27 protein-coding genes are annotated in these 25,243 nt (G+C 65.1%); 14 read left to right on the top strand and 13 right to left on the bottom strand.

Annotation, left to right across the window (positions count from 1 at the left end):
* Window positions 1–34 precede the first annotated feature (34 nt).
* The 5 genes from dnaQ to WFP44_RS06465 are packed head-to-tail and all read right to left on the bottom strand — an operon-like array spanning window position 35 to window position 3,644.
* Complete coding sequence (dnaQ, locus tag WFP44_RS06485; RefSeq protein WP_336925595.1) at window positions 35–718, bottom strand: DNA polymerase III subunit epsilon; 684 nt, start codon at window positions 716–718, stop codon at window positions 35–37.
* A 2-nt stretch (window positions 719–720) separates the two neighbouring features.
* Entirely contained in the window at window positions 721–1,359 is a 639-nt protein-coding gene (gene coaE, locus WFP44_RS06480) for a dephospho-CoA kinase (protein ID WP_336925594.1), read from the bottom strand.
* Window positions 1,356–2,216, bottom strand: coding sequence for a shikimate dehydrogenase (gene aroE, locus WFP44_RS06475; RefSeq protein ID WP_336925593.1), 861 nt, complete (start codon window positions 2,214–2,216; stop codon window positions 1,356–1,358). Before aroE ends, coaE begins: the two co-directional genes overlap by 4 nt.
* Entirely contained in the window at window positions 2,213–2,791 is a 579-nt protein-coding gene (locus tag WFP44_RS06470) for a Maf family protein (protein WP_336925592.1), read from the bottom strand. Before WFP44_RS06470 ends, aroE begins: the two co-directional genes overlap by 4 nt.
* A 10-nt stretch (window positions 2,792–2,801) precedes the next feature.
* Window positions 2,802–3,644: a pyruvate, water dikinase regulatory protein gene (locus tag WFP44_RS06465; protein ID WP_336925649.1), complete on the bottom strand. Its 843-nt coding sequence runs from the start codon at window positions 3,642–3,644 to the stop codon at window positions 2,802–2,804.
* Between the two features lie 302 nt (window positions 3,645–3,946).
* On the opposite strand from WFP44_RS06465, the gene hemE reads away from it, so the two are divergent.
* From hemE to WFP44_RS06410, 11 genes are all read left to right on the top strand, one after another.
* Window positions 3,947–4,969 (top strand): uroporphyrinogen decarboxylase, encoded by a 1,023-nt coding sequence (gene hemE, locus WFP44_RS06460; RefSeq protein ID WP_336925591.1) that lies wholly within the window; start codon window positions 3,947–3,949, stop codon window positions 4,967–4,969.
* 27 nt (window positions 4,970–4,996) lie between these two features.
* Complete coding sequence (locus WFP44_RS06455; protein ID WP_336925590.1) at window positions 4,997–5,422, top strand: CopD family protein; 426 nt, start codon at window positions 4,997–4,999, stop codon at window positions 5,420–5,422.
* Between the two features lie 162 nt (window positions 5,423–5,584).
* Window positions 5,585–6,841, top strand: coding sequence for a transcription termination factor Rho (gene rho, locus WFP44_RS06450; protein WP_336925589.1), 1,257 nt, complete (start codon window positions 5,585–5,587; stop codon window positions 6,839–6,841).
* Window positions 6,842–6,937: 96 nt separating this feature from the next.
* A complete protein-coding gene (locus tag WFP44_RS06445; RefSeq protein WP_336925588.1) occupies window positions 6,938–7,186 on the top strand; it encodes a hypothetical protein in 249 nt (82 codons plus the stop codon).
* Window positions 7,187–7,220: 34 nt separating this feature from the next.
* On the top strand, window positions 7,221–7,586 hold the full coding sequence (locus tag WFP44_RS06440; protein WP_336925587.1) for an aspartyl protease family protein: 366 nt from the start codon (window positions 7,221–7,223) through the stop codon (window positions 7,584–7,586).
* A gap of 86 nt (window positions 7,587–7,672) precedes the next feature.
* Window positions 7,673–7,948, top strand: coding sequence for a DUF6489 family protein (locus tag WFP44_RS06435; protein WP_336925586.1), 276 nt, complete (start codon window positions 7,673–7,675; stop codon window positions 7,946–7,948).
* 13 nt (window positions 7,949–7,961) lie between these two features.
* Entirely contained in the window at window positions 7,962–9,239 is a 1,278-nt protein-coding gene (gene mnmE, locus WFP44_RS06430; protein ID WP_336925585.1) for a tRNA uridine-5-carboxymethylaminomethyl(34) synthesis GTPase MnmE, read from the top strand.
* A gap of 83 nt (window positions 9,240–9,322) precedes the next feature.
* Complete coding sequence (mnmG, locus tag WFP44_RS06425) at window positions 9,323–11,194, top strand: tRNA uridine-5-carboxymethylaminomethyl(34) synthesis enzyme MnmG (protein ID WP_336925584.1); 1,872 nt, start codon at window positions 9,323–9,325, stop codon at window positions 11,192–11,194.
* Window positions 11,191–11,829 (top strand): 16S rRNA (guanine(527)-N(7))-methyltransferase RsmG, encoded by a 639-nt coding sequence (gene rsmG / locus WFP44_RS06420; protein ID WP_336925583.1) that lies wholly within the window; start codon window positions 11,191–11,193, stop codon window positions 11,827–11,829. The genes mnmG and rsmG overlap by 4 nt, the downstream gene beginning before the upstream one ends.
* Complete coding sequence (locus WFP44_RS06415; protein ID WP_336925582.1) at window positions 11,826–12,629, top strand: ParA family protein; 804 nt, start codon at window positions 11,826–11,828, stop codon at window positions 12,627–12,629. Before rsmG ends, WFP44_RS06415 begins: the two co-directional genes overlap by 4 nt.
* Window positions 12,626–13,600 carry a ParB/RepB/Spo0J family partition protein gene (locus WFP44_RS06410; RefSeq protein ID WP_336925581.1) on the top strand — a complete coding sequence of 325 codons (975 nt, stop codon included), beginning with the start codon at window positions 12,626–12,628 and terminating at the stop codon, window positions 13,598–13,600. Before WFP44_RS06415 ends, WFP44_RS06410 begins: the two co-directional genes overlap by 4 nt.
* Window positions 13,601–13,632: 32 nt before the next feature.
* Here the strand turns inward: WFP44_RS06410 and WFP44_RS06405 are convergent, their stop codons facing one another.
* Window positions 13,633–14,592 (bottom strand): YMGG-like glycine zipper-containing protein, encoded by a 960-nt coding sequence (locus tag WFP44_RS06405; protein ID WP_336925580.1) that lies wholly within the window; start codon window positions 14,590–14,592, stop codon window positions 13,633–13,635.
* 151 nt (window positions 14,593–14,743) lie between these two features.
* A complete protein-coding gene (locus WFP44_RS06400) occupies window positions 14,744–15,250 on the bottom strand; it encodes a GAF domain-containing protein (RefSeq protein ID WP_336925579.1) in 507 nt (168 codons plus the stop codon).
* A 77-nt stretch (window positions 15,251–15,327) separates the two neighbouring features.
* Here WFP44_RS06400 and WFP44_RS06395 point away from each other — a divergent pair, with 77 nt between their 5' ends.
* Window positions 15,328–16,791 (top strand): PQQ-dependent sugar dehydrogenase, encoded by a 1,464-nt coding sequence (locus WFP44_RS06395; protein ID WP_336925578.1) that lies wholly within the window; start codon window positions 15,328–15,330, stop codon window positions 16,789–16,791.
* Window positions 16,792–16,812: 21 nt separating this feature from the next.
* Here WFP44_RS06395 and WFP44_RS06390 read toward each other — a convergent pair whose 3' ends face one another.
* A complete protein-coding gene (locus WFP44_RS06390; protein ID WP_336925577.1) occupies window positions 16,813–17,634 on the bottom strand; it encodes an ATP-binding protein in 822 nt (273 codons plus the stop codon).
* 97 nt (window positions 17,635–17,731) lie between these two features.
* On the opposite strand from WFP44_RS06390, the gene WFP44_RS06385 reads away from it, so the two are divergent.
* The gene (locus WFP44_RS06385) at window positions 17,732–18,691 is read left to right on the top strand and encodes an L-threonylcarbamoyladenylate synthase (protein WP_336925576.1); all 960 of its coding nucleotides are present in this window, start codon (window positions 17,732–17,734) and stop codon (window positions 18,689–18,691) included.
* Here WFP44_RS06385 and WFP44_RS06380 read toward each other — a convergent pair.
* From WFP44_RS06380 to WFP44_RS06360, 5 genes are all read right to left on the bottom strand, one after another.
* Window positions 18,688–19,023 (bottom strand): hypothetical protein, encoded by a 336-nt coding sequence (locus tag WFP44_RS06380; protein WP_336925575.1) that lies wholly within the window; start codon window positions 19,021–19,023, stop codon window positions 18,688–18,690. The genes WFP44_RS06385 and WFP44_RS06380 overlap by 4 nt on opposite strands.
* Window positions 19,024–19,155: 132 nt before the next feature.
* Entirely contained in the window at window positions 19,156–19,692 is a 537-nt protein-coding gene (locus WFP44_RS06375; protein ID WP_336919744.1) for a CarD family transcriptional regulator, read from the bottom strand.
* Between the two features lie 276 nt (window positions 19,693–19,968).
* The gene (gene fdxA / locus WFP44_RS06370) at window positions 19,969–20,307 is read right to left on the bottom strand and encodes a ferredoxin FdxA (protein WP_336925574.1); all 339 of its coding nucleotides are present in this window, start codon (window positions 20,305–20,307) and stop codon (window positions 19,969–19,971) included.
* Entirely contained in the window at window positions 20,304–20,639 is a 336-nt protein-coding gene (locus WFP44_RS06365; protein ID WP_336925573.1) for a S4 domain-containing protein, read from the bottom strand. The genes fdxA and WFP44_RS06365 overlap by 4 nt, the downstream gene beginning before the upstream one ends.
* Before the next feature lie 10 nt (window positions 20,640–20,649).
* On the bottom strand, window positions 20,650–23,346 hold the full coding sequence (locus WFP44_RS06360; RefSeq protein WP_377922590.1) for a helicase-related protein: 2,697 nt from the start codon (window positions 23,344–23,346) through the stop codon (window positions 20,650–20,652).
* A gap of 208 nt (window positions 23,347–23,554) precedes the next feature.
* On the opposite strand from WFP44_RS06360, the gene WFP44_RS06355 reads away from it, so the two are divergent.
* Window positions 23,555–25,192: a M23 family metallopeptidase gene (locus WFP44_RS06355; RefSeq protein WP_336925572.1), complete on the top strand. Its 1,638-nt coding sequence runs from the start codon at window positions 23,555–23,557 to the stop codon at window positions 25,190–25,192.
* The last annotated feature ends 51 nt before the right edge of the window (window positions 25,193–25,243 follow it).

Genomic DNA, 25,243 nt, shown 5'->3' with positions numbered 1-25,243 from the left:
ACCCGCCTCTCCTCATATAGGACCCGATTGGGACCTAATTAAGCCATAACGGCGCCTTCAGCGATTCAAGAAAGGCGCGGTGCCGCTCTAGTTCCTCGGCCGAGGCGGAATGCGGGCGCGCAGGGCGGAATGTCCCGGTGCGCGGGGTGAAGCTGCGCACCTCAGCCACGGCCTCAACCACTTCGCCCGCCAGTTCCAGCCCGATCTGCCGCCCGCCCATCAATTCGACATAAACCTGCGCCAGCAATTCGGCATCGAGCAGCGCCCCGTGCTTCACGCGGTGGCTGCGATCCACGCCATACCGGGCGCACAGCGCATCAAGCGAATGTTTCGCGCCCGGATGGCGGCGGCGGGCAATCGCCAGCGTGTCCACCATCCGCTCCATGACAATCGCCTCGCGCCCGCAGGCGACAAGTTCGGCGTTGAGGAAGCCGAAATCGAATTGCGCGTTATGCGCCACCAGCAGGCTGTCGCCGAGGAAAGCGAGCAATTCGCCCGCCATATCGGCAAACAACGGCTTGTCGGAAAGGAACGCGGCGGACAGGCCATGCACCCGCTCGGCCTCCAGCGGCATATCGCGCTGCGGGTTGAAATAGGCGTGAAAGGTGCGGCCCGTCGTGACCCGGTTGACCATTTCGACACAGCCGATTTCCACCAGCCGGTCTCCGCTCAGCGGATCAAGCCCGGTGGTTTCGGTGTCGAAAATGATTTCCCGCATGATCAGGCCTGTTCCGTTTCCGCGTGCCCGCTGGCAAGCCCTGCGCGCAGCTTCTCCACCAGCCGGGCAACCTGCCGGCGAGTTTCCTCCAGCGATGTGCCGGTGGCAATCACGAAATGCGCGCGGGCGCGCTTTTCCGCGTCGGGCATCTGGCGCGCGCGGATAGCGGCCAGCTTTTCCGCCGTCATGCCGGGCCGGGCGAGCACGCGCGCGGCCTGCACATCGGCCGGGGCGGAGACGACCGCCACCTTGTCCACCTCGTGCAGCAGATCCTTTTCGAACAGCAGCGGGATGTCGAACACCACCAGCGGCGCATCGGCATGGGCGACAAGGAAATCGGCGCGGGCGGCCTGCACCGCCGGATGGACAATCGCTTCCAGCCGGGCGAGGGCCGCCGGATCGGCAAAGACCGTGGCGCCCAGTTCGGCGCGTTTCACGCCCTGCGGCCCGGTCGAGCCGGGGAATCCGGCCTCTATCGCCGGAACCAGCGCCCCGCCCGGCCCTTGCAGCCGGTGCACCTCGGCATCGGCATCGAATACCGGCACGCCCGCCTCGGCAAACATCGCCGCCACCGTGCTCTTGCCCATGCCGATGGAGCCGGTGAGGCCCAAAATCAGCGGGCGAATGAGAGGCCGATTCATGCGACCAGCAGCGCCCGCAATTCGGCGTCGCCATCTTCGCGCGGAGGCGGCTGCCCGAAGAAGCGTTCAAAGGCGATGGCCGCCTGCCCGATCAACATCGAAAGCCCGTCCACCGTTCGGAAACCGCGCGCGCGCGCCTCTTGGAGAAAAGGCGTGTCGAGCGGGGCGGTAACAATGTCGTAAATCACCGCACCGGGCGGCGTATGGCTGAAATCATAGGCGAGCGGCGGCTGACCCACCATCCCCAGCGGGCTGGCATTCACCACCAGGTCAAAGCACCCCTCGCGGTCGTCAAAGGCAAAATCGGTTGCATCGGCAAAATGTGCGATGTCGACCGCGTGATGCTCGCCCTCGGGGTCGATCTCATCCAGCAGCGCGCGCGCCTTGGCCGGATCGCGCCCTGCCAGCACAATGGTGAGCCCATGTTCGGCAAGGCCCGCAATGATCGCCCGCGCTGCGCCGCCCGTGCCCAGCACGCGCGCCATGCGGAAATAATGCGGGGTTTCGAGCAGAGGGAGCAGCGGCTCCAGAAAGCCCGCGACATCGGTGTTGGTCCCCGCCAGAAGCCGGTCGAACGCCGGATAGATCGTATTGACCGCACCAATTGCCGCGGCCTGCGCTTCGATGCTGTCGAGGTGGGGCATCACCGCCTGCTTGTGCGGCATGGTGACATTGCAGCCGCGCCACAGCGGATCCTCGCGCCGGGCGGCTAGATAATCGGCCAATCCCTCGGCCGTCACATGGGCCGCGCGGTATTCGGCATCCATGCCCAGTTGGCGCAGCCAGTAACCGTGGATCGCGGGGCTTTTGGATTGCGCGATGGGGTCGCCAATCACCTCGGCATAGGGTTTTGTCACGCGGGCAGCTCCCCCCAATCGCGCAGCGCGCCCAGCACAGGCAGCAAGGGCATTCCCAGCACAGTAAACTGGTCCCCCTCAATCGCTTCAAACAATTGCACGCCCGGCCCCTCGATCCGGAACACGCCCACGCAAGAGCTGACTTCGGGCCATTCGGCATCGAGATAGGCGGCGATGAAATCATCGGACAGCAGGCGCACCTGCAAGCGGGCAAGCGCCGCATGACGCCACACCACCTTGCCATCGCGCACCAATGCGGCCGCCGAATGCAGCTCCATCGGCTTGCCCGAGAAGAATCGCAGATGGTCAGCCGCGTCTTCCCGGCTGGCAGGCTTGTCGAACCGGCGGCCTTCCACCACCACCAGCGAATCGCTGCCCAACACCAGCCGACCGGGCGCGGCAACGGCCAGCGCCTTGGCCTCCGCCAGCGCCAGCGCGATATGAGGGGCAGCCGCATCCCCCAGCGCCGCTTCCACCGCACGCTCGTCCACGGCCGCAGGCATGGCTTCGAACGGCACCCCTGCCGCCTTCAGCATGGCCTGGCGCGAGGCACTCTTGGATGCGAGAATGATCATATCGGCCACTTCATATCGGCTTGATGCCTGCCTGATCACCGCCGCGCGCGGCGCGCTCTTGATACAGCTTGATCACGGCGGCAGCGGTTTCCTCGATCGAACGGCGGGTGACATCGATCACCGGCCAGCCGTTATCGGCAAACATCCGCCGGGCAAAGGCCACTTCCTTTTCCACGCGTTCCCCGTCGACATAGGCGGTTTCGGTCCGTTCGTTGAGCGAGAGCAGGCGGTTGCGGCGAATCTCGATCAGGCGACGCGGCGCCGTGGTCAGCCCCACGACCATCGGCTTCTGCAGCGAGAACAGCAGCGGCGGCGGCGGGCTTTCCACCACCAGCGGGATATTGGCGACCTTGAATCCGCGATTGGCAAGGTAAATGCTCGTCGGCGTCTTGGAAGTGCGCGACACGCCCGCCAGGACGATGTCGGCCGCTTCCCAGTTCTCCCACCCGATCCCGTCATCATGCGCGATGGTGAACTGGATCGCGTCCACCCGGTCGAAATAGGCCTGGTCCATCACGTGCCGCGCGCCGGGCCGCGCGTGCGCTTCCTGCCCCAGCCGATCCTGCAAGGCGTGCGTCACCGCATCCAGCGCGGCGATATGCGGCAGTCCCAGCAGGCGGCACTGCTCCTCCAGCCGGGCGCGGGTTTCCGGATTGGCGAGCGTGAACAGGACGAGGCCGGGATTGGCCTTGAACTCCTCCATCACCCGGTCAAGATGCTGGCGCGAGCGGACCATGGGCCAGAAATGGCGCGTCACATCGGGATCGTCGAACTGCGCGAGCGCCGCCTTGGCGATCATCTCAAGCGTTTCGCCGGTGGAATCCGACAGGAGGTGAAGGTTGAGCCGGGCCATGTGGACAAGTGCCAGCATAAACCACGGGATGGCGCCGTGGACAAGCACGGGATGGCTTTTCACCCCCGCTGACAGGCGATTGCTGCCCGCAGTTCTGGACAGGGCAGGGCGCTTATCGACAGGCTGTGGATTGCGGGCAGAGATTCCGTTTGACGACGCATGGCTGCAGAGTCGCATGGCCCATTGCCCCCTGTTCAGCGGGGGAGAAATCGGGCAGAGGCGCGCTGTCCCCGCTATCCACAGGGCCAACAGACAACTGAATCCTCTTTAAAGACTCTTATTTATATTGTTTGGACCTCGCGATGCCCGGCCTTCTCCTCGATAATCTGCGCGGCCAGCGCACCGAAAAGCGGCCCGTATGGCTGATGCGGCAGGCGGGACGTTACCTGCCCGAATACCGCGAGTTGAGAGCGCAGAAGGGCGGTTTTCTGCCGCTGGTTTATGACAGTGCGGCCGCTGCCGAGATTACCCTGCAACCCATCCGCCGTTTCGGTTTTGACGGGGCGATCCTGTTTTCCGATATCCTGATCGTGCCGCACGCATTGGGGCAGGATCTGCAATTCCTCGCTGGTGAAGGGCCGCATCTGTCGCCCCGGCTGGTTGATGCGGCCTTGAGCAGCCTGACCCCGCAGCCGCAGCATTTTGCCCCCGTGTGGGAAACCGTGCGTCTGACGCGCGCGGCCCTGCCTGCTGATGTCACCATGCTGGGCTTCATCGGCAGCCCGTGGACCGTGGCGACCTATATGGTGGCGGGCGAGGGGAGCAAGGATCACCATCTGGCGCGCGCCATGGCCTACCGCGATCCTGCGGCCTTTGCCGAGATTATCGCGGCGATCAGCGACGCGTCGATCACCTATCTTTCGGGCCAGATCGAAGCGGGTGCGGAAGCGGTGCAATTGTTCGACAGCTGGGCAGGCAGCCTCTCGCCGCGCCAGTTCGAACAATGGGTGATCGCGCCAACGGCACAGATCGTGGCCGAAATCCGTCGCCGCCATCCGGATGTGCCGATCATCGGTTTTCCCAAGGGCGCGGGCGCGAAACTGCCCGCCTATGCTCGCGAGACGGGCGTCGATGCTTTGGGTGTGGACGAAACGCAGGATGCGCGCTGGGTCAACCGGGAATTGCCCGCCGGGCTGCCGGTGCAGGGCAATCTCGATCCGCTGCTGCTGATTGCGGGCGGCGCGCCGCTGGAAGAGGCCGCGCGCGAGGTTCTGGCCGCCTTTGCCGACCGGCCGCATATCTTCAACCTGGGCCATGGGATCGACAAGTCCACGCCGATTGCCCATGTCGAAAGGCTGCTGGAAATTGTCCGCTCACCGGCTTAATCAGGCCATATGCAAGGGTTTCTCTGGATGATCTATCTCTGGCTGAAGGCGGGCCATATCATCTTCGTGATCTTCTGGATGGCGGGGCTTTTCATGCTGCCGCGCTATTTCGTCTATCACCAGGAAGCCGCGCCGGGCTCTGCCGAGGAAACTATCTGGCTGGATCGGGAACGCAAGCTGCTGAAAATCATCCTCAATCCGTCCGTTGCGGTCGTCTGGATTCTCGGCATGGGATTGGCCTATGCCGGCGGCGCGATGAACCAGGGGTGGTTTCACCTCAAGCTCGCCGTGGTTCTGGCGCTGACCGGCTATCACCTGTACCTTTCCGCCTATCACCGCAAATTGCAGCGTGGTGAGCGGGCGCTGACGGGCAAGCAATTGCGCCTGTTCAACGAAGTGCCCGGCATTGCCGCGGCGGTGATTGTGGTGCTGGCGGTGATCAAGCCGTTCTGATCGCCGCCAATCCGAATTGACCTTCGGGCGCGAAAGGCATATCGCCGCCCTGTATCCGGCTGATGTCGCGCTGTGGCGACCGGGTCTGCTTTCTCCAAGCCCATCGGCCCGCCGGCTTCCCCTTTGGTCCCTTGCGGACACGCATTTTGGAATGTGACGACAATGCATTTGAAAGAACTCAAGCAGAGGACGCCGGCAGAGCTGGTCGCCATGGCCGAGGAATATGAGGTTGAAGGCGCCAGCACCATGCGCCGGCAAGACCTGATGTTCGCGATCCTCAAGGAAGTGGCCGAGGATGGCGAGGAAATCATCGGCGAAGGCACGATCGAAGTGCTGTCCGACGGGTTCGGCTTCCTCCGCAGCCCGGAGGCGAATTATCTGGCCGGGCCGGACGATATCTATGTCTCTCCCAACCAGGTCCGCAAATGGGGCCTGCGTACCGGCGACACGGTGGAAGGCGAAATCCGCGCGCCCAAGGATGGCGAGCGCTATTTCGCGATCACCAAGCTGCTGAAGGTCAATTTCGATGATCCCGATGCCGTGCGCCACCGCACCAATTTCGACAATCTCACCCCGCTTTACCCCGATGAGCGGCTGATCCTCGACACGGTTGATCCGACGGTGAAGGACAAGTCCGCCCGCGTGATCGACCTCATCAGTCCGCAGGGCAAGGGCCAGCGCGCGCTGATCGTCGCGCCGCCGCGCACGGGCAAGACGGTGCTGCTGCAGAACATGGCCAAGGCCATCACCGACAACCATCCCGAAGTGTTTCTGATCGTGCTGCTGGTGGACGAACGGCCCGAGGAAGTCACCGATATGCAGCGCAGCGTGAAGGGCGAGGTGATATCCTCCACCTTTGACGAGCCCGCATCGCGCCACGTGCAAGTTGCTGAAATGGTTATCGAAAAGGCCAAGCGCCTGGTCGAGCACAAGAAGGACGTGGTAATCCTGCTCGATTCGATCACGCGCCTTGGCCGTGCCTACAACACGGTTGTCCCTTCCAGCGGCAAGGTGCTGACCGGCGGCGTCGATGCCAACGCATTGCAGCGGCCCAAGCGCTTCTTTGGCGCTGCCCGCAATATCGAAGAGGGCGGTTCGCTCTCGATCATCGCCACCGCGCTGATCGATACCGGCAGCCGCATGGACGAAGTGATCTTTGAAGAGTTCAAGGGCACCGGCAACAGCGAAATCGTGCTCGACCGCAAGGTGGCCGACAAGCGCATCTTCCCCGCGCTGGATGTGGGCAAGAGCGGCACCCGCAAGGAAGAGCTGCTGGTTCCCAAGGAACAGCTGTCCAAGATGTGGGTGCTGCGCCGTATCCTGATGCAGATGGGCACGGTGGATTCGATGGAATTCCTGCTCGACAAGATGAAGGATTCCAAGACGAACGAGGACTTCTTCGCCACGATGAACCAGTAGGCAGGATTCGTTCTATCTTGTGTTTGAATCGACTGGTCGCAAGAATCTTTCGCTTTGCCGCAAGTGGGTGCAGACACCATGTCAGGGAGTCAGCCCATGTCCAAAGATCGCCTCTGTGAAATTGACGAGAATTACGATTTTTTTCAACGTAAGCTGAAAGGGTTGTTGCAAAGGCATAAAGGGCAATTTGCTCTACTGCGACACAAGCGGATCATTGGGTATTATACTGGCCCAGGCGATGCGTACCGAGCAGGCCTTGCCAAGTTTCCTGATCAGATTTTTTCTATTCAGGAAGTTGAAGATCGACCTGCGGAAATCGGGCTAGTGAGTGTTGCGCTCGATTGAAGGTCGGCGTCACGACCGCCGAATTCTCCTACCAGTGGCCGTTCTCGCATCGCGGGATCCAAACGATATATCTTTTGAGATTTACACTGCGCTTCTTGATACTGGCGCTACTGCGAGCTGGATAAGCCGAAAGATCGTCGAACGTTTTTCGCTCGTATCCGTCGGAAAAAAGCCAGTTGTCGTCGCTACCGAAATCCGGCAACGACCCGCCTATGTATTCCGTCTGGGACTCTTAGGTGATGATCAAATGCCTACAGCAATCCCAATAATCTTTGCCGAAACTATTGGATTTGTTATTGATCAAGCGTCCGGCTTTGATGTCCTTCTCGGAATGGATGTTCTCAGCGAAACCGATTTCTCGATGTATCGTGACGGACGGTGGACGCTGAAGTTTGGCTGATTGTCCTCTCTACCACTGGAAATCCACCACCGTCTTGCGCATATATAACACCGGGACGGCTCCGGTTGCGTGAAAGGCTTGTGGCCATGAAAGTGAATATCGAGATCGAATGCTCGCCTGAAGAGGCGCGGCGGTTCATGGGCCTGCCCGATGTGGACAAGGCCAATGCAGTGTATGTCGATGCCATCGCCAAGGCGATGAAGGGTGCGTCCAATCCAGATCAATTGCAGGAATTTGCCCAGCAACTTGCCCCGATGGGGCAGATGGGGCTGAAGATTTTTCAGTCCTTTGTTGAAGGGGCAACGCGCTCGGCCACATCGGGGGGTTCCTCGCGGCGCACCGATCCACCCAAGGACGATTGACCTTTCCACCGCCATGGACACGATTTTCGCCCTGTCGAGCGGGGCGCCGCCCGCAGGCCTAGCTGTCATCCGCATTACTGGGCCTGCGGCTGGAAAGGCTTTGCAGCTGCTCGCAGGGAAGCTGCCTGTACCGCGCCGGGCGACGCGCGCCTGGCTGAAGGACGCGGCGGGCGATCTGCTTGATGACGGGCTGGTGCTGTTCTTCCCCGGCCCGGCTTCGGTAACGGGAGAGGATCTGGCCGAATTGCACCTGCATGGCGGGCGCGCAGTCATTGCGGCGGTGGAAGCTGCGCTGTCCGCCATGCCGGGCTTGCGCCGCGCCGAAGCGGGCGAGTTCACGCGCCGTGCCTTTGCCAATGGCCGCATCGACTTGGCCGAGGCCGAGGGCCTGGCGGATCTTCTCAGCGCCGAAACCGAATTGCAGCGCCGCGCCGCGATCGGCAATGCGGCTGGCGCTTTGTCCGCGCACGTGGAGGCGTGGCGCAACGAATTGTTGCGCCTGTCTGCTCAGGTGGAGGCGGTGCTCGATTTCGGAGACGAGGGCGATGTGGGGGGCGGTTTTCCGCCTGCCTTCGCGGCTGACCTGCAAGCGTTTCGCGCTGATCTGGGCGCGGTGCTGGCTGCCCCATCGGCCGAGCCTTTGCGTGAGGGGTTCCGCGTGGCGTTGGCCGGGCCACCAAATGCGGGCAAATCCACCTTGTTCAATGCCTTGGTTGAAAGCGAGGCGGCGATCACCGCGCCTATCGCCGGAACCACGCGCGATGTGCTGGTGCGCCCGGTGGCGATTGGGGGAGTGCCGTTCTCCTTCGTCGATATGGCAGGCCTGCGCGCCGAAGGCGGCGATGCGATCGAGGCGATCGGAATAGAACGGGCGCAGGCGGAAATTGCGCGTGCCGATCTGGTGCTCTGGCTTGGCGAAGAAGGCGAGGGGCCAGCGGGCGCGTGGGAAATCGATGCGCGGATTGACGAGGAAGGCCATACGGCAAAGGAGCGTGCCGACTACCGTGTGTCAGCCGTAACCGGTGAGGGGTTGAACGTGTTCAAGCAGGCGCTGGTCGATCATGCGCGCTGCCATATGCCCGGGCCGGGCGATCTGGCATTGAGCCGGCGGCAGCGCGATCTGGTGATGCGGGCGGCGCAGGAGGTCGCTTTGGCCGAAGCGCAGGACGATCCCTTGCTGCTTGCAGAGCATCTGCGGCAGGCGCGTCTCGCCTTTGATGCGCTATTGGGCCGCACATCGACTGAGGATGTGCTCGACGCGCTGTTTGGCCGGTTCTGCATCGGCAAGTAGAGTGTTTCACGTGAAACACTGCGCAGCGCATCTGCCATCCATCCCTTTGACCTGACGCGCGCTGGCCTTTATCGGCAGAAGCCATGGATCGTTTCGATATCATCGTAATTGGGGCCGGCCACGCCGGGTGCGAGGCTGCGGCTGCGGCGGCGCGCCTGGGTGCGCGCACCGCGCTGGTGACATTTGATGCGGCAAAGATCGGCGCGATGAGTTGCAATCCCGCCATTGGCGGGCTGGGCAAGGGTCATCTGGTGCGCGAAGTCGACGCGTTTGACGGGCTGATTGCGCGGGCGGCGGATGCGGCGGCCATTCATTACCGGATGCTCAACCGTTCGAAGGGCAGCGCCGTGCAAGGCCCTCGCGTGCAGGCCGATCGCCGCCTGTTTGCAGCGGCGATTCAGCGGATGGTGGCGGGGCAGCCCAAGTTGACCGTCATCGAGGGTGAAGCCGCGCGGCTGTCGCTTGGGCAAGGACGGATAAGCGGACTGGAACTGGCCAATGGGCATAGCCTGGCGGCCTCCGCCGTCATCCTGTGCACCGGCACCTTTCTGGGCGGCACGCTGTTTCGCGGGGAAGAACGGCTCACCGGCGGGCGCATTGGCGAAGCATCGGCGCAGGATCTGGCCCGTCAGCTCCGCGAGGCGGAATTGCCGATGGCGCGCCTCAAGACTGGCACCCCGCCGCGGCTCGATGGTCGCACGGTTGATTGGTCTGCGCTGGAACAGCAGGCAAGCGACCCTGATCCGTGGACCATGTCGCCGCTCACCTCTGCCCGCGTCAATCCGCAGGTCTTCTGCGCGATCACCCGCACAAACCCACGCACCCATGCCATCATTACCGATAATCTTCACCGTTCGCCGCTGTTCACCGGGGCGATCGGGGCGGCAGGGCCGCGTTATTGCCCCTCGATCGAGGACAAGATTCACCGCTTTGCCGACCGCCATGGGCATCAGGTGTTCCTGGAACCAGAAGGGCTCGCGACGAATCTCGTCTATCCCAACGGCATTTCGACCTCGCTGCCCACCGATGTGCAACTGGCTCTGCTGCGCAGCATGGCGGGGCTTGAAAGGGTGGAGATGGTGGTGCCCGGCTATGCCGTGGAATATGATCATATCGACCCGCGTGCGCTGGGCCGCGATTTGCAGGTGAAGGCGATCCCCGGCCTCTATTGCGCTGGTCAGATCAATGGGACGACGGGTTACGAGGAAGCGGCGGCGCAAGGGCTGGTTGCAGGGCTTCACGCGGCCTGCTCTGTCCTTGGGCGGGAGGGGCCAGCGCTTGATCGTGCCAATTCCTACATGGCGGTGATGATCGACGATCTGACGCTGCACGGGGTGAGCGAGCCTTACCGTATGCTCACCGCGCGGGCCGAGTATCGGTTGCGGCTGCGCGCCAACAACGCCTCCACCCGGCTCACGCCGCTGGCGCTGGAACTGGGATGTGTCGGGGAAGAGCGCCGGAATTGGTTTGCCCGACGGGAAGCCGCGCGCGCGAAGTGGGACAATGCGCTCGATCGCACGGTGAGTGCCGGGCAGTTGATTGCCCATGGTCTCGATCTGCGGACTGATCTGGGCCGCAAGAGTGTGCGCGAATGGCTGCGCTTTCCGGGTATTGCCTTGACCGATCTCGCGCCGCTGCTTCCGTCCGAACTTGATCCGGCAAGCGATATGGCGGCTGAACTGGCCGAAGATGCCGCCTATGCGCCCTATCTGGAGCGGCAGGAAGCGGAGCTGCGCGATTTGCGCGCGAGCGACAATGTGCCTTTGGGGCCGGACTTTTCCTATGCCGATGTCCCCGGTCTTTCGAACGAGATGATCGAACGCCTTTCGCGCGCGCAACCCGATACGCTGGCCAGCGCGGCGCGGTTGCGTGGCATTACGCCGGCCGCGCTGGCCGCTCTGCTGGTTTATGCGCGCCGCGTGCAGGGCACGCGCAACGAAGGGGTGGCGGCGTGATCGCTTCCGAAGACGATGCGCGCAGCTTTTGCGCGGCGCTGGTCGATGCGGACGCCATGGACCGTTTGGCGCGCTTCATTGCCATGCTTGCCGAGGAAAATGAACGGCAGAACCTGATTTCCGCTTCCAGTCTTTCGCAGGTGTGGCAGCGCCATATCGCCGACAGCCTGCAATTGCTGCTCTATGTTCCACATGAAACATTGGAACGGCGCGGGGCGTGGCTGGATCTGGGCAGCGGGGCGGGTATGCCGGGTTTGGTGCTTGCCATTGCACGACCGGAACTTCCCTTTCACCTGGTCGAATCGCGCAAGAAGCGGGTGGCATGGCTTGAAAGCGTGGCGCGCGAATTCGGGCTCGCGCAATGCCGGGTGCATGGGTCGCGTCTGGAAACTGTGCCGACCGCGCCGATGCAGGTGATCTGCGCGCGCGCCTTTGCTCCACTGGACAAGCTCCTCAGCTTATCCGCCCGCTTTTCCACACCGGACACCGTCTGGCTGTTGCCCAAGGGGCGCTCTGCGGGCGAAGAACTTGCGATGCAGCCCGAATCGATCCGCGCCATGTTTCACGTGGAACACTCGCGCACCGATCCGCAGGCTGGTATCGTGACCGGAACAGGGAGGCCACCAGTCCGATGATCACTATCGCCATCGCGAATCAAAAGGGCGGCGTGGGCAAGACCACCACCGCCATCAACATCGCCACGGCGATGGCGGCAACCGGCTGGAAGACGCTGCTGATCGACCTCGACCCGCAAGGCAATGCCTCCACCGGCATCGGCCTGGCGGCGGCGCAGCGCGAATTGTCGAGCTATGACGTGCTGGTCGACCAGATGCCGGTGGATGATTGCGTCGTTGCCTCGCGCATTCCGGGGCTGGATCTTCTGCCGGCCACGGTCGACCTCAGCGGCGCGGAAGTGGAGCTGGTGGGCGTTGAGGGGCGCACGCACCGGCTGGCGCAGGCGCTTGCCGCGCACAAGGCCGCGGCGGCTGAGGGAAGTGGGCGCGGGCACGATATCTGCTTCATCGATTGCCCGCCGTCGCTGGGCCTTCTTACGCTCAACGCGCTGTGCGCGGCAGACACGCTGCTCGTGCCGTTGCAGTGCGAGTTCTTTGCGCTGGAAGGCCTCAGCCAGCTGTTGCAAACGGTTGAACAGGTGCAGCAGCGCTTCAACCCCGATCTGGGCATAATCGGTATCGTTCTGACCATGTTCGACCGGCGCAACCGCCTGACCGATCAGGTATCCGACGATGTGCGCGAATGCCTCGGCAATCTGGTGTTCGAGGCGGTGATTCCGCGCAATGTCCGCCTGTCGGAAGCGCCCAGCCATGGACTGCCCGCGCTGATTTACGATCATGCGAGCTCTGGCAGCCGGGCCTATATGGCGCTGGCGCGCGAATTGATCGGGCGTCTGCCCAAGGAAAGGATTGCGGCATGAGCGCGCAGGATAACTCGCCCGAAGCTGTTGCCGCGGGCAAGCCCGCTCCCCGCCGTGCCTTGGGGCGCGGCCTGGGTGCTCTGCTGGGGGAAACCCGCCGCGAAGAGCCGCTGGTTGCGCCTGCTGCCCCATCGCAAACGGGTGGTGCAAATGCTCCGCTGCCCGCGCAGGGATCGGGACTGGCCAGCCTCCCCGTTGCTGCCATTGAACCGCACCCGCACCAGCCGCGCCGCCATTTTGACGAGGCTGCGCTTGAAGAATTGGCCGCATCCATTGCCACGCGCGGCGTGATTCAGCCGGTTATCGTGCGGCCGCTGGGCGAGGGCCGCTATCAGCTGGTGGCGGGTGAGCGGCGCTGGCGCGCGGCGCAAAAGGCGCAATTGCACGAAATTCCCGCCATTGTCCGCGATCTGGCCGAGCGCGAGGTGATGGCGCTGGCGCTGATCGAGAATATCCAGCGCGAAGACCTGAACCCCGTGGAGGAAGCGCGCGCCTATCAGCGGCTGGCGCAGCTGGAGGACATGACGCAGGCGGATATTGCCCGGTTGGTGGATAAATCGCGCAGCCATGTCGCCAATCTCCAGCGCCTGCTCAGCCTGCCCGACGATGTGCTCGATCATCTGGAAGCCGGGCGGCTCGACATGGGCCATGCGCGCGCACTGATCGGGCGCGATAACGCCTCGGAACTCGCCGCGCAGGCGATCCTGCGCAAGCTGTCGGTGCGCGAAGTGGAAAAGCTCGCCCGCACGGCGGATGGGCCGGGCCAGCGCCGCCGCACCGCGCGCGAGCCGCGTGACCCGGCGCATGATGCCGATATCGCGGCGGTGGAAAGCCATCTGGAGGAGTTTCTTGGCCTGCCGGTGAAGATCGCCGCCGATGCCGATCCGCGTTCGGGCGCGGTAACGATCCGTTACCGCACGCTCGACCAGCTCGACCTGATCTGCGGACGCCTGACAGGCAGCGGCATCTGAAGCCGCACCCGAAAGTGTTTTAAGTCAACAGCTTAGTTTGCGCGGAGCAGCTTGCCCGGTTCCCGCGCGGGCGCCCCGCGGCGGATCTGCCGGCGGGAAGCGGGGGCGGGTTCGACCAGCACCTCCTCCTCGATCACGCGGCGATGCATGGCTTGCGGCCGGTGCGCCTGCGGCTGGTACTGCGCCACCGGAACCAATGCGACGGGTGCATAGGCCATCTGTGCGGGCACGCCATATCCGCGCTCGTAATTGAGCAGATAGGCCTCGCAATAGTCGAAAGCGGGGGCGTAGCTTGCTGCCGCAACTTCGGCCGCACGGCGATCGTCGCGGCGGCGATCGGCATTGTCGATTACCGACCCGATCACCGCACCGGCCACGCCGCCCATGCCTGCACCGATCACCGTGCCGAGCAAACGGTCGCCATCGGCCACGCGGTTGCCCACGATCCCGCCGGTCACCGCGCCCAGAATGCCGCCGATCAGCCCGCCATTGCGGCGTTCTTCCTCGACATGATAGACCGGCTGCGCATCGCCAGCGCGCAGGGCGCGGCACTGGGCGAGCCATTCGGCGCGTTCGGCGGGGCCATAGGCGAGCTGCGGTGTGGTTGCGGGCGCGCCGGGATAGCCGTGCCCCGCGCCCCGGTGATGATCCGGCGCATCGCGGCCTGCGCGCGCTGCGCGGTAATCCGCATCGCTGATCGCGGTTTGGCGGTAAGTGGGCTGAGCCACTTCGGTGCGTGTCCATTCCACCGTCTCTTGCGGGGCATGGGTCTGGGCGGCATAGGACGGAACCTGCGCTGGAACGCTGTCCCGCGCCCAGCTTACTCCGGCATCGGCTTCGTCCTGCACAGCAGATACATCCGCGCGGTCGCGCAGTGCCCGGTCCACCACGCTGGTATAGCCTTCCCCGTCCCAGACCTGTTGCGCCAGGGTGGGTGCGGAAAGGCCCAGCAGGGCGGTGGTGGCGGCACAAACGGCAAGACGCTTCGGCATGGAACGGCCCCTCGACAAATCGCGGATGCAGGAATGGGTGGGCCGGAACGCCAGACCGCAATCCCTGCATTAACCCCCTGTTTACTACGAAATTGCCGGTGATTCCCAAGCGCCTTTGCGCCCTTGTCCCGAAACGGGTCTGATCGGCGTGTCAGATGCGGCCCTGAATCCGGGGCGCAATCAGCGCGGCCAATGCGGTGATCCCGGCGGCATCCTGTTCGTCAAACCGCGCCAGGGCAGGGCTGTCGAGATCGATCACCGCGATCACCTGGCCATCGCGCAGCACGGGCACCACCAACTCGCTTGCGGAGGCCGCGTCGCAGGCGATGTGGCCGGGAAAGGCGTGCACATCCTCCACCACCTGCACCGCGCCGCTGGCCGCAGCCGTGCCGCATACGCCCCGGCCAAAGGGGATGCGGATGCAGGCAGGCCGCCCCACGAACGGGCCGAGAACCAGTTCCTTCTTCCCCTCTGTTTCCACCACGCGGTAGAATCCCGCCCAGTTCAGATCGGGCAGCATATCGGCCACAAGTGCGGCGATATTCGCCATATTGGCCACCGAATCGCTCTCTCCCGCGGTCAACGCATCGGCAGCGGCCAGCAGCTCGCGGTAAAGTTCGGGCTTGTCGGCATGGGTGGGGGCGGAAAAATCGAACATACACGATGCATTAGCGCGGCCCGCGCCCCTCGCAAAGCAATTGCCGCCGCGCGGGCAAAGCCCTATTCAGCGTAGCCATGTCCACTTTCAAGAAGATCGCCATCGCCCTTGCCGTGTTCCTCGTGGTGGCAGGTGCCGCCTTGTGGTGGATCACGCGGCCGGTGCCTGCGCTCCACACGCTGGAGGAAACCAGCGGCACCGATCCGGTGCTGGCCGAACCTGCGCCGCAATTCTTCCCGACCGTGGGCATTGCCAAGCCGATCGGCTGGGGCAAGGACGGCGCGCCGACAGCGGCCGATGGGCTGGCGGTTGGACGCTTCGCTGAAGGGCTGGATCACCCCCGCGTGATCTACACCATGCCGAACGGCGATGTGCTCGTCACGCTGACCAAGGCGCCTCCGGGCGAAGTGGCGGGGGGCTGGCTCACCAATCTGGTGGCGGGCTTCCTGTTCAGCGAAGCGGGCGCGGGCGGCCCTTCGGCCGATCAGATCGTGCTGCTGCGCGACGGGGATGGCGATGGCGTGGCGGAAGAACGGCACACGCTGCGCGAGGGGCTGTCCTCGCCTTCGGGCCTCGCCTGGCATGATGGCACCCTCTATGTCGCCAATCACGATGCGGTGCTGCGCTTTGCCTATGAAGAAGGCGCGACCGCGCTGACGGGCGAGGGTGAGAAGATTGCCGATCTTCCGCCGGCGGGCAATCACTGGATGCGCAACATCCTGATCAATCCGGAAGGCACGCGGCTCTATGTCGCAGTCGGCTCCGCCTCGAATATTGGCGAAGGCGGCATGGCGATCGAGGAAGGCCGCGCCGCCATACACGAGATCAATCTGGAAACCGGATCGACCCGCATCTTTGCCGCCGGTCTGCGCAACGCGAACGGCCTCGCCTGGAACCCGTGGAGCGGCGAGATGTGGACCACGGTGAACGAGCGCGATATGCTCGGTTCCGATCTGGTGCCCGATTACATGACGAATGTGCCGCTGGGTTCGCATTACGGCTGGCCCTGGGTCTATTACGGCGATGTGGTGGACGAGCGGGTGAAGATGGGGATGCCGCGCTTCCTCACCAGCTATACCCGCGTCCCCGAATATGCGCTGGGCGCGCATACCGCGCCGCTGGGCATGGTGTTCACGCAGCAAGGCGTGCGGATGGGGGATGCCTTCGCGCGCGGGGCCTTTATTGCCCGCCACGGATCGTGGAACCGTTTTCCGCCCGGCGGCTATGACGTTGTTTATGTGGCGTTTGATGAGCGCGGCAACCCCACGGGCAAGCCGGTGACGGTGCTGGAAAGCTTCCTTGCCAATGACAAGGAAACGCGCGGTCGGCCCACCTGGGTCGCCTGGGATGCGACAGGGGCGCTGCTGGTCAGTGACGATACCGCCGGGATCATCTGGCGCGTGGTCAACCCGTTGTCAGAAGCCGGAGCCGCGCCGCAGCGCAACCGGGGCGAACGCCTGCCGCCCCGCCGCAATCTGATCGGCGATCCGGCCCGCGCGTTCGAGGAGCCGCCCGCCGATCTGATGCCCGGTTCGTTCTAGCAGGGTTCGTTCTGACGGATTTCAGAGCGTCTTGCCTGCCCGCCCTGCCAGTTCGGTAACAAAGTGCCACGCCACCCGGCCTGAGCGGGCGCCGCGCCGTTTGGCCCATTCCAGCGCATCGCCTTCGTCGAAGGCAAGGCTGTGCGCGGCGGCATAGCCTGCCACGATGGCAAGGTAATCGTCCTGCGAACAGGTGTGGAAGCCCAGCGACAGGCCGAACCGGTCGGCCAGCGCCAGATTATCGTCCACCGCATCGCGCGGGTTGATGGGATCGTCCTGCTCCGCCCCGTGGCGCACGACAATCGCGCGCCGGTTGGAGGTGACGGCAAGGCGCACATTGGCAGGCCGCGCCTCCACCCCGCCATCGAGCCAGCTGCGCAAGCGGCGCGGGCCATCCGCATCGCCTTCGGCAAAACCCAGATCGTCGATAAACACCAGCATATTGCGGCCCGCCCGCGCCAGCTCGGTGAACAAGGCCGGCAGGCTGTCCAGCGCGCCGCTCGCCACCTGCACCAGCGCGATATTGCCGCCTTCGGCCTGCGCGGCCTTCACCGATGCACGCAGCAGCGCCGATTTGCCCATGCCGCGCGCACCCCACAGCAGCATATCGTGCGCCGCCTCCCCGCGCGCCAGCCGGGCGACATTGGCGGCCACCCGCTCCTTTGCCTGGTCGATGCCGCGCAGGAGATCCAGCGGCGGCGCATCGATCTGGCCCACCGCGCGCGCCTGTCCGTTCCAGATATAGGCGGGTGCATCGTGCCAGTCCGCCGCATGGGGCGGGGGCGGGGCGAGCCGGTCGAGCGCGTCGGCAATGCGGCGAAGCTGGTGCAGCGTATCATCCATTGCGCCTGACTCGCCCCGATGTGGGCGCGGCGTCAAGCCGTTTGCGGTTGCGTGGGGGCTTGGCGAAGGCGGAGGACGGGCCTAGCGGGAGTGGAATATGGCCATCAACCCGCCTCTCACCCTGTCGCCCGATGCCGAAGGGATGGCCCGCGCTGTCGCCCTGCTGCGCGAGGGGCGGCTCGTCGCGGTGCCGACCGAGACGGTCTATGGCCTGGCCGCGCGGGCCGACAGCGAAGCGGCGGTGGCCGCCATCTATCGCGCCAAGGGGCGACCCGACTTCAATCCGCTGATCGTCCATGTGGCCGATCTGGCGGCGGCGCGGAAGCTGGCCGTGCTTGACGAGAGGGCCGAGGCGCTGGCGGCGCGATTCTGGCCGGGGCCGCTGACGCTGGTGCTGCCTTTGCGGGAGGGCGGCGGGCTTGTGCCGGCGGTGACAGCCGGCCTGCCCACCGTGGCCCTGCGTGTGCCCGCCCATCCGCTGACCCGCGCCTTGCTGGCCGAACTGGGCCTGCCGCTGGCCGCGCCATCGGCCAATCGCAGCATGGGAGTGAGCCCAACCACGCCCGCCCATGTCGCGGCCTCGCTGTCCGAAGGCGTGGCGGCAATTTGGGATGGCGGCGCCTGTGCGCAAGGGCTCGAATCCACCATTGTGGCGCTGCGCGAAGGGGGTGGGTGGAGCCTCCTGCGCGAAGGGCCGGTGACGCGGGCGCAGATTGCCGCCGTGCTGGGCAGCGAGCCTGTGGAGATTGCAAAGGGTCTCGACGCGCCCAACCGTATCGAATCTCCGGGACAGATGCTGCGCCATTACTCGCCGGGCAAGCCGGTGCGGCTGAATGCGCCAGAGGCGGCGGCAGACGAATTCCACATCGGTTTTGGCCCGGTGGCGGGCGATTGCTCGCTCTCGTCACATGGCGATCTGGCCGAGGCAGCGGCGCGGCTTTACGCCTGCCTGCACCAGGCCGCCGCCGCGCCGCATCCGCGCATTGCGGTGGCCCCGGTGCCGCAAGAGGGCATCGGCGCGGCGATCAACGATCGGCTCACACGCGCGGCGCGCTAATCGCGGCGGCGTTCCGGCTCGACCGGGATCGTCGGGATGAGCGCGTCGATTTCGCGCCGGATGGCGATGGCCTCGCGGCAGGCCTCGTCATTCCCGCGCTCGCACCGGCGGGCCTCTTCGTCATATTCGCGCTGGAGGCGGCCCAGGCGTTCCTCGCGTCGGCGGATTTCGCGGCCCCGGTTCTCGTCCGCTTCGGATTGGCTGGTGGTGGCGAGATCCACCGCCGCGCCCACCGCGCGCACCGGGGCGGTCACCACATCGGCCACGGTGCTGACGCAGGAGGGCAGCAGCAAGGCGATGGGCAGGCAGGCAAGCAGGCGGAAAAGGCGCATCAGCGGCACACCCCAAATGAGAACCTGCGCATGATGACCTCGGCGTGCGTTCACGGCAAGCAAAAGACCGCCCGGTTCGCACCGGACGGCCTTTTGTGGCGTTTGGTTACGCTCTGTCGCCCTGGGTTACCCTCAGGCGTCTTCGGGCGTGCTCTCGTAATATTGCGGAGCGTGTTCCTTCAGCACGTCCAGAATCTTGCGCAGCGCGGTGGGTTCGTCGGTCTTTTCCATCGCCGCCAGTTCACGTGCGAGACGGCTGGAAGCCGCTTCGAAGATCTGGCGTTCGGAATAGGACTGTTCCGGCTGGTCTTCGGGGCGGAACAGGTCGCGCGTCACTTCCGCAATCGAGACGAGGTCGCCCGAATTGATCTTGGCTTCGTATTCCTGCGCGCGGCGGCTCCACATGGTGCGCTTCACCTTGGGCTTGCCTTTCAGCGTTTCCATCGCTTCTTTCAGCGTCTTGTCGCTGGAAAGCTTGCGCATACCGATCGCTTCCACCTTGTTGACCGGAACGCGCAGCGTCATGCGTTCCTTTTCGAAGCGGAGCACATAAAGTTCCAGCTGCATTCCGGCGATTTCTTCGCTCTGCAGCTCGATAACGCGTCCGACGCCATGTTTGGGATAAACAACATAATCGCCTACATCGAAGGCGGGGGCACTGGATGCCATGTAGTGTCCTTTCTCTGCCGGCAGCTTCCAACCCAGCGACAGGGATTTGCAGACCGCACGACCCGCCGGCGGCCTTTATCCCGGTTCTGTTATCGCTGAGTGTGGGGGAAACCTGCCTTCCTGCACGCGCCGATCATCACCTGATCCGCACGACCGGGCATCATATAGCAGATTCGCCACAAAATTGCCATAGGCATGGCAAAACGCCCCACGGAGCAACCGCAGGGCGTTCACCACGCCAATAGCAGCGGAAATTAATCCTTATACGGCAAGGACTTAGTCGCCCTCGCCCGGTTCGGGCGAGAAATGCGCTTCAAACTTTCCTTCCACGCCCTTGAAGGCATCGGCATCCGCCGGCGGATCCTTCTTCTGCGTGATGTTGGGCCATTCGGCCGAGTACTGGGCGTTCAGCTCCAGCCACTTCTCGGTGCCGCTTTCGGTATCGGGCAGGATGGCTTCGGCGGGGCATTCCGGCTCGCACACGCCGCAATCGATGCATTCGGACGGGTTGATGACGAGCATATTCTCGCCCTCATAGAAGCAGTCCACCGGGCACACTTCGACGCAGTCGGTGTACTTGCACTTGATGCAGGCGTCGGTGACGACATAGGTCATGTGAGCGATTTCCCTTCGATCCGGTCTGCCGCGCTTTCCATTGCTTGCGGCACATGATTGCCTGCTATGGCGATTGGCGCGCCAGCGTCAAGCACCCGATAACAGCCTTGCGCCTCACTTGGCGGACCGCGCCGCAGCGGCAAAGCAAGGATTTCTATTACCCGCACATAGTGTCGCATCGGCAGGGTCAGCACATCGCCCGGCGCAACCGGCTGGTTGGCCTTCACCACCCTTTGCCCGTTGCGCCGCATATGGCCTGCCGTGATCCAGTCCTGCGCCAATTGCCGCGAGCCGGCAAAGCGCAGCCGCACCAGCAGCAGGTCGAGCCTCATGGCGCGGGCCTCACTTTCGCAAGAGGTCCGCAAGGCCTGCGAAGGCTCCCCCGCCGGGAGGTGGGCCATCGAGCTTGCGCACCGTGCCGCGCGCCGCGGGCTTGGCGTCCCGCGGTGCGCCGGCGGGTTTGCCAGCGGAGTTGTGGGCGCCGCGCGGGCCGCGCGGATGGCGGGGCTTGCGTTCCTCGCCCGATGCGGGGCGGCTGGCCGGATTATCGCGGCGCGGAGGGCGCCAGGTCCACAGGCGCGGTGCGGGCGGGCCAAGCGCGCCTTCGGCCAGCGGTTGCGGCTCGGTGGCGCGAAATCCGGCCTCGCGCATCAGCTTCAGGTAGTTTTCGGCCACCAGCCCCATCGAGGTGGCGAGCCCGGCATCCATCAGGAAGCCGCCGCCGCCCTGCTTCTGGCCCGCCTTCTCGCGCGTTTCGTGCGCGCTGCGGAACAGCTTTTCCGCCATGTCGAGGCGCACGGCCTGCGTGCCGGCGCGGCAATAGCCGGCAGGAAGCGGGCCTTCGGGAGTGATTACGGCCTCCATGCGGGGATTGAGCGGGCGCGTGTCCAGCCCGAGCTGCGCCATCAGCGCGCGCGCGCCAGGCTTCAGCAAAGCGTGCTGGAACACATCGAGCGTGCCGATGATAATGCCCAGCTGGCGCAGCAGCGGGCGCTTCTCCTTGGGGATGGCGGCAATGCCCGATTCCTCGCGCCGGACCGATCCGTTGCGCTCCACCAGGGCAAGCAGAAGCGCGCGCACCTCGCTGCCCACCTCGGGATCCTTCGCGGCTTCCTCCAGCGCGCGCATTGGCATGAGCGGGGCGAGCTTGCCTTCGAGCCACACCTCCAGCGCTTCGGCCAGCCGCGCGCGGTGCGCCGGATCGAGCGGCGCAAGGTCTTTCGCAAGAACAAGGCGCAGCCGCGTCGGCTCGCGCGTGCGCTCCAGCTGGGCCACAACCTGCCCATCGCGCAGGATCGCCGGCGCGCCGGTGGCATCGCGGCCCAATTCCAGCTCGCCCAGCTCGCTCGCCACAAGCGCAGCGGCCTTTGCGGCCAGCAAGTGCGGCAGGTGCTTTTCAGCGGCGGCCAGCATCAGCTTGCGATCCTCGTGCGTGGCATCGGCATCCACCACGAAACGGAAACCTTCCAGATGCCCGATCACCTGCCCCTCAACCGTGACCTGGCCGTTTTCTTCAAGTGCTACGCGCAACAAACCCACATCCTTCCCCATGCTCTTCATCAATATGGCTGTCCGGCGGTTGACGAACCGTTCCGTCAGCCGCTGGTGCAGCGCATCCGACAGGCGCGCTTCCACCCCGCGCGCCCGTGCGGCCATCTCCTCCCGCGCCAGCACCCAATCGGGCCGCTGGCAGATATAGGCCCAGCTGCGGATCGCGGCGAGCCTTCCTTGCAATGTATCGATATCGCCGCGCACATCACCAAGGTCGGTAATGCGCGCCGCGACGAAATCGGCGCCCAGATGCCCGTCTTTCAAGTCACGCCAGAGACGCGCGACAAAGCGCGAATGCATTTCTGCGCCCTGTTGCCGGAAATCGGGCAATTGGCACACATCCCAGAAGCGGCGAAGCTGCGCGGCGCCCCGCACCGCGCCGCCGATATCCGCATCTTCCGACAGGCGCTTGAGCACCGCAAGGTCGATCGCTTCGGGCGCGGGGGCGAGCGCGGGATGATCCGGCCCGCGTTCCAGATCCGCGATCAGATTATCGAGTGTGTCGAGCCGCGGCTCCGCATCGCGCCAGAAGAGACGGGTGAGCGGGGCAAAGCGATGCTGCTCGATCGCGTAGATTTCCTCGTCGGTAAAGGCAGTGTCGCGCCCGCCCGATCCGCCCCCGCCGCCGCTGAGCGTGCCAAAGGTGCCGTCCTGGTGATGCCGCCCGGCGCGGCCTGCGATCTGCGCCATTTCCGCCGGGTGCAGCCGCCGGTGGCGCACCCCGTCATATTTCGACAAAGAGGCAAAGGCGACGTGGGCGACATCGAGGTTGAGGCCCATGCCGATCGCATCGGTGGCGACGATGTAATCCACCTCGCCCGACTGGAACAGCGCCACCTGCCGGTTGCGCGTTTCCGGGCTGAGCGCGCCCATCACCACCGCCGCCCCGCCGCGAAACCGGCGCAGCAATTCGGCCACGCGGTAAACCTCCTCCACCGAAAAGGCGACCACCGCGCTGCGCGGCGGCAGGCGCGACAATTTGACAGAGCCTGCGTGGCTGAGCGTGGAAAAACGCGGACGCCCCTCCACCGTGACGCCAGGGATGAGCGCCTTCACCAGCGGCTCCACCGTGGCAGATCCCAGCAGCATCGTCTCCTCCCGCCCGCGCGCATTGAGCAGCCGGTCGGTAAAAATATGCCCGCGTTCGCGGTCTGCGCCCAATTGCACCTCGTCCAGCGCCACGAAGGCGCGTTCGTTCGCGCTGCGCGGCATGGCTTCGGCGGTGCAGAGGAGATAGCGGGCGTTCGGCGGTTCGATCCGCTCCTCGCCCGTAATCAGGGCAACCTGGCCCGCGCCCTTCAGCTTGCAGACCTTGTCATAGACTTCGCGTGCCAAAAGGCGCAGCGGGAAGCCGATTGCTCCACTGGAATGGCCGCACATCCGCTCGATCGCCAGATGGGTCTTTCCGGTATTGGTCGGGCCCAGGATCGCGCGAATCCGGCTGTCAGAGACACGCGAACTCACAAGAACAGGCACTTGTAAGGCCATGGGCTGCCCGCGCAATCTTGGGCTTTGGGGCGGTAGGGGAAAACCCGCGGTCTGACGGATTCGGTTCGTCGTGCAGGAGACTCGTCTGGTCGACCTTAAGGCGGAATTTACTTTATGCGGGCATGGGAGAACGCCAGAAATTCAGCCGGACTGGGTTGCCCCGCGCCCGCGCCATGCGGCATGGGAGCAACGACAAGGGAGGGCGCGCGTGTTTACCGACCGCAAGGACGAGGCAATGGAAGCCGCAGGAGCAGGCCATGCGCCTTCCGCGCAGCTTTCGCTCGCCCATGCGGTGGATCACGGCGGTGCTGCCTCCTCGCCCCGGCCTTCGTCCCATCGGCAGGCGCGCATCGCCAGCTTTGCCGACCGCTACCACGAATGGCGCGAGCACGCCTCGCTCAGGCTGTCGGGCCTTGATCTGGCACCCGATCTGGCGCGTGACATCGGTTCGCGCCGGTGGCTGCGGGGGGTGGCGACGCTGGTGGGATTGTCGGCCATCGCCATTGCGGGTTTTCCCGGCTTTTCCGAGGTGGAGGCCGCGCCCGCGATGCGCATCGATGCCGATGTGCGCGACGAATTCCGCAGCCACATGATCATGCCGCTGGCGCTGGGCGCCGACAGCGGGCGGCGCATGGGCGCAACGCCGGCGGTTATCCCGCTCGCCAGCGCGCCCGAACGCCCGCGCCTCGATCTGGTCGCCACGCTGGCGCAGGGCGACAGTTTCGAACGGATGCTGCGCCGCGCCGGAGTGGACGATGCCGAAGCCGCGCAGATCACCCGCATGGTGGGCGCAGCCATTCCGCTGACCGAGATTGAATCGGGCACCAAGGTCGATATCACGCTGGGCCGCCGCCCGGCCGAAGGGGCAAGCCGCCCGGTGGATGCGCTGTCCTTCCGCGCGCGGTTCGATCTGGCGCTGGCGGTGGAGCGCAAGGATGGGCGGTTGGTGCTTGACCCCCGCCCCATCGCGGTGGACACCACGCCGCTGCGCATCCGCGCGGCCGTGGGCAGCAGCCTGTACCGTTCCGCCCGCGCATCGGGCGCGCCGCCGCGCAGCGTGCAGCAATTCCTGCGCGTGATCGGCACCGAAATGAGCCTGACGGGCGATATCCGCCCCGGTGACGAATTCGACCTGATCGTGGATTACAAGCGCGCCGCAACCGGCGAAGTGGAGGAAGGCGAATTGCTCTATGCCGGGATCCTGCGCAACGGCCGCCCGGTAAAGCAGCTGATGCGTTGGGGCCGTGACGGCAAATATTACGACACGGCCGGCGTGGGGGAACAGCGCGAAGGCCTGCTCGCCCCTGTGCCCGGCCCGGTCACTTCGCGCTATGGTATGCGCCGCCACCCGATCCTGGGGTATCGCCGGATGCACGCGGGCCTCGATTTCCGCGCCGCGCACGGCACGCCGATCTATGCCGTGACCGATGGCCGCGTGACCTTTGCCGGGCGCAATGGCGGGCATGGCAATTTCGTGCGGCTGGCGCACAGCGGCGGGCTTGGCACCGGCTATGCGCATATGAGCCGCATCGCGGTAAGCCACGGGCAGCAGGTGCGGCGCGGGCAGGTGATCGGCTATGTCGGCTCCACCGGTCTCTCCACCGGCCCGCATCTGCATTACGAGATGTACCGCAATGGACAGGCGATTGATCCGGCGACCGTGAAATTCGTAACCCGCGAACAATTGTCGGGCCGCGAACTTGCCGATTTCCGCGCCCAGCTGAACCGCCTGCAAGGGGTGGCCCCCGGTGCAGCGCTGGCGCCGCTCGCCGCGCCTGCCGCAGCGAACGAGGAGCCCGCGCGCGAGATTGACCGGCTGGAACGGCGCCAGCAGATCGTCAGCTGAGATTGGCCCGCCACTTGCCAAGATTGCCCTGTCCGCGCTTTTGCGGCAGGA

Source organism: Alteraurantiacibacter palmitatis, assembly GCF_037154115.1.
Taxonomy (GTDB): Bacteria; Pseudomonadota; Alphaproteobacteria; order Sphingomonadales; family Sphingomonadaceae; genus Alteraurantiacibacter; species Alteraurantiacibacter palmitatis.
The sequence above is the reverse complement of the archived record's forward strand: the minus strand, read 5'-3'. Positions and strand labels throughout refer to the sequence as shown.

Excerpts from the sequence above, each read along its gene's own strand:
- WFP44_RS06470 (WP_336925592.1), bottom strand. The coding sequence starts at position 2,791 with ATGATCATTCTCGCATCCAAGAGTGCCTCGCGCCAGGCCATGCTGAAG.
- coaE (WP_336925594.1), bottom strand. The coding sequence starts at position 1,359 with ATGAATCGGCCTCTCATTCGCCCGCTGATTTTGGGCCTCACCGGCTCC.
- WFP44_RS06385 (WP_336925576.1), top strand. The coding sequence starts at position 17,732 with ATGGCCATCAACCCGCCTCTCACCCTGTCGCCCGATGCCGAAGGGATG.
- WFP44_RS06465 (WP_336925649.1), bottom strand. The coding sequence starts at position 3,644 with ATGGCCCGGCTCAACCTTCACCTCCTGTCGGATTCCACCGGCGAAACG.
- WFP44_RS06415 (WP_336925582.1), top strand. The coding sequence starts at position 11,826 with ATGATCACTATCGCCATCGCGAATCAAAAGGGCGGCGTGGGCAAGACC.
- mnmE (WP_336925585.1), top strand. The coding sequence starts at position 7,962 with ATGGACACGATTTTCGCCCTGTCGAGCGGGGCGCCGCCCGCAGGCCTA.
- WFP44_RS06435 (WP_336925586.1), top strand. The coding sequence starts at position 7,673 with ATGAAAGTGAATATCGAGATCGAATGCTCGCCTGAAGAGGCGCGGCGG.
- rho (WP_336925589.1), top strand. The coding sequence starts at position 5,585 with ATGCATTTGAAAGAACTCAAGCAGAGGACGCCGGCAGAGCTGGTCGCC.
- mnmG (WP_336925584.1), top strand. The coding sequence starts at position 9,323 with ATGGATCGTTTCGATATCATCGTAATTGGGGCCGGCCACGCCGGGTGC.
- WFP44_RS06390 (WP_336925577.1), bottom strand. The coding sequence starts at position 17,634 with ATGGATGATACGCTGCACCAGCTTCGCCGCATTGCCGACGCGCTCGAC.
- WFP44_RS06375 (WP_336919744.1), bottom strand. The coding sequence starts at position 19,692 with ATGGCATCCAGTGCCCCCGCCTTCGATGTAGGCGATTATGTTGTTTAT.
- dnaQ (WP_336925595.1), bottom strand. The coding sequence starts at position 718 with ATGCGGGAAATCATTTTCGACACCGAAACCACCGGGCTTGATCCGCTG.
- WFP44_RS06455 (WP_336925590.1), top strand. The coding sequence starts at position 4,997 with ATGATCTATCTCTGGCTGAAGGCGGGCCATATCATCTTCGTGATCTTC.
- WFP44_RS06360 (WP_377922590.1), bottom strand. The coding sequence starts at position 23,346 with ATGGCCTTACAAGTGCCTGTTCTTGTGAGTTCGCGTGTCTCTGACAGC.
- WFP44_RS06410 (WP_336925581.1), top strand. The coding sequence starts at position 12,626 with ATGAGCGCGCAGGATAACTCGCCCGAAGCTGTTGCCGCGGGCAAGCCC.
- WFP44_RS06405 (WP_336925580.1), bottom strand. The coding sequence starts at position 14,592 with ATGCCGAAGCGTCTTGCCGTTTGTGCCGCCACCACCGCCCTGCTGGGC.
- WFP44_RS06400 (WP_336925579.1), bottom strand. The coding sequence starts at position 15,250 with ATGTTCGATTTTTCCGCCCCCACCCATGCCGACAAGCCCGAACTTTAC.
- WFP44_RS06445 (WP_336925588.1), top strand. The coding sequence starts at position 6,938 with ATGTCCAAAGATCGCCTCTGTGAAATTGACGAGAATTACGATTTTTTT.
- WFP44_RS06380 (WP_336925575.1), bottom strand. The coding sequence starts at position 19,023 with ATGCGCCTTTTCCGCCTGCTTGCCTGCCTGCCCATCGCCTTGCTGCTG.
- fdxA (WP_336925574.1), bottom strand. The coding sequence starts at position 20,307 with ATGACCTATGTCGTCACCGACGCCTGCATCAAGTGCAAGTACACCGAC.
- WFP44_RS06395 (WP_336925578.1), top strand. The coding sequence starts at position 15,328 with ATGTCCACTTTCAAGAAGATCGCCATCGCCCTTGCCGTGTTCCTCGTG.
- WFP44_RS06365 (WP_336925573.1), bottom strand. The coding sequence starts at position 20,639 with ATGAGGCTCGACCTGCTGCTGGTGCGGCTGCGCTTTGCCGGCTCGCGG.
- hemE (WP_336925591.1), top strand. The coding sequence starts at position 3,947 with ATGCCCGGCCTTCTCCTCGATAATCTGCGCGGCCAGCGCACCGAAAAG.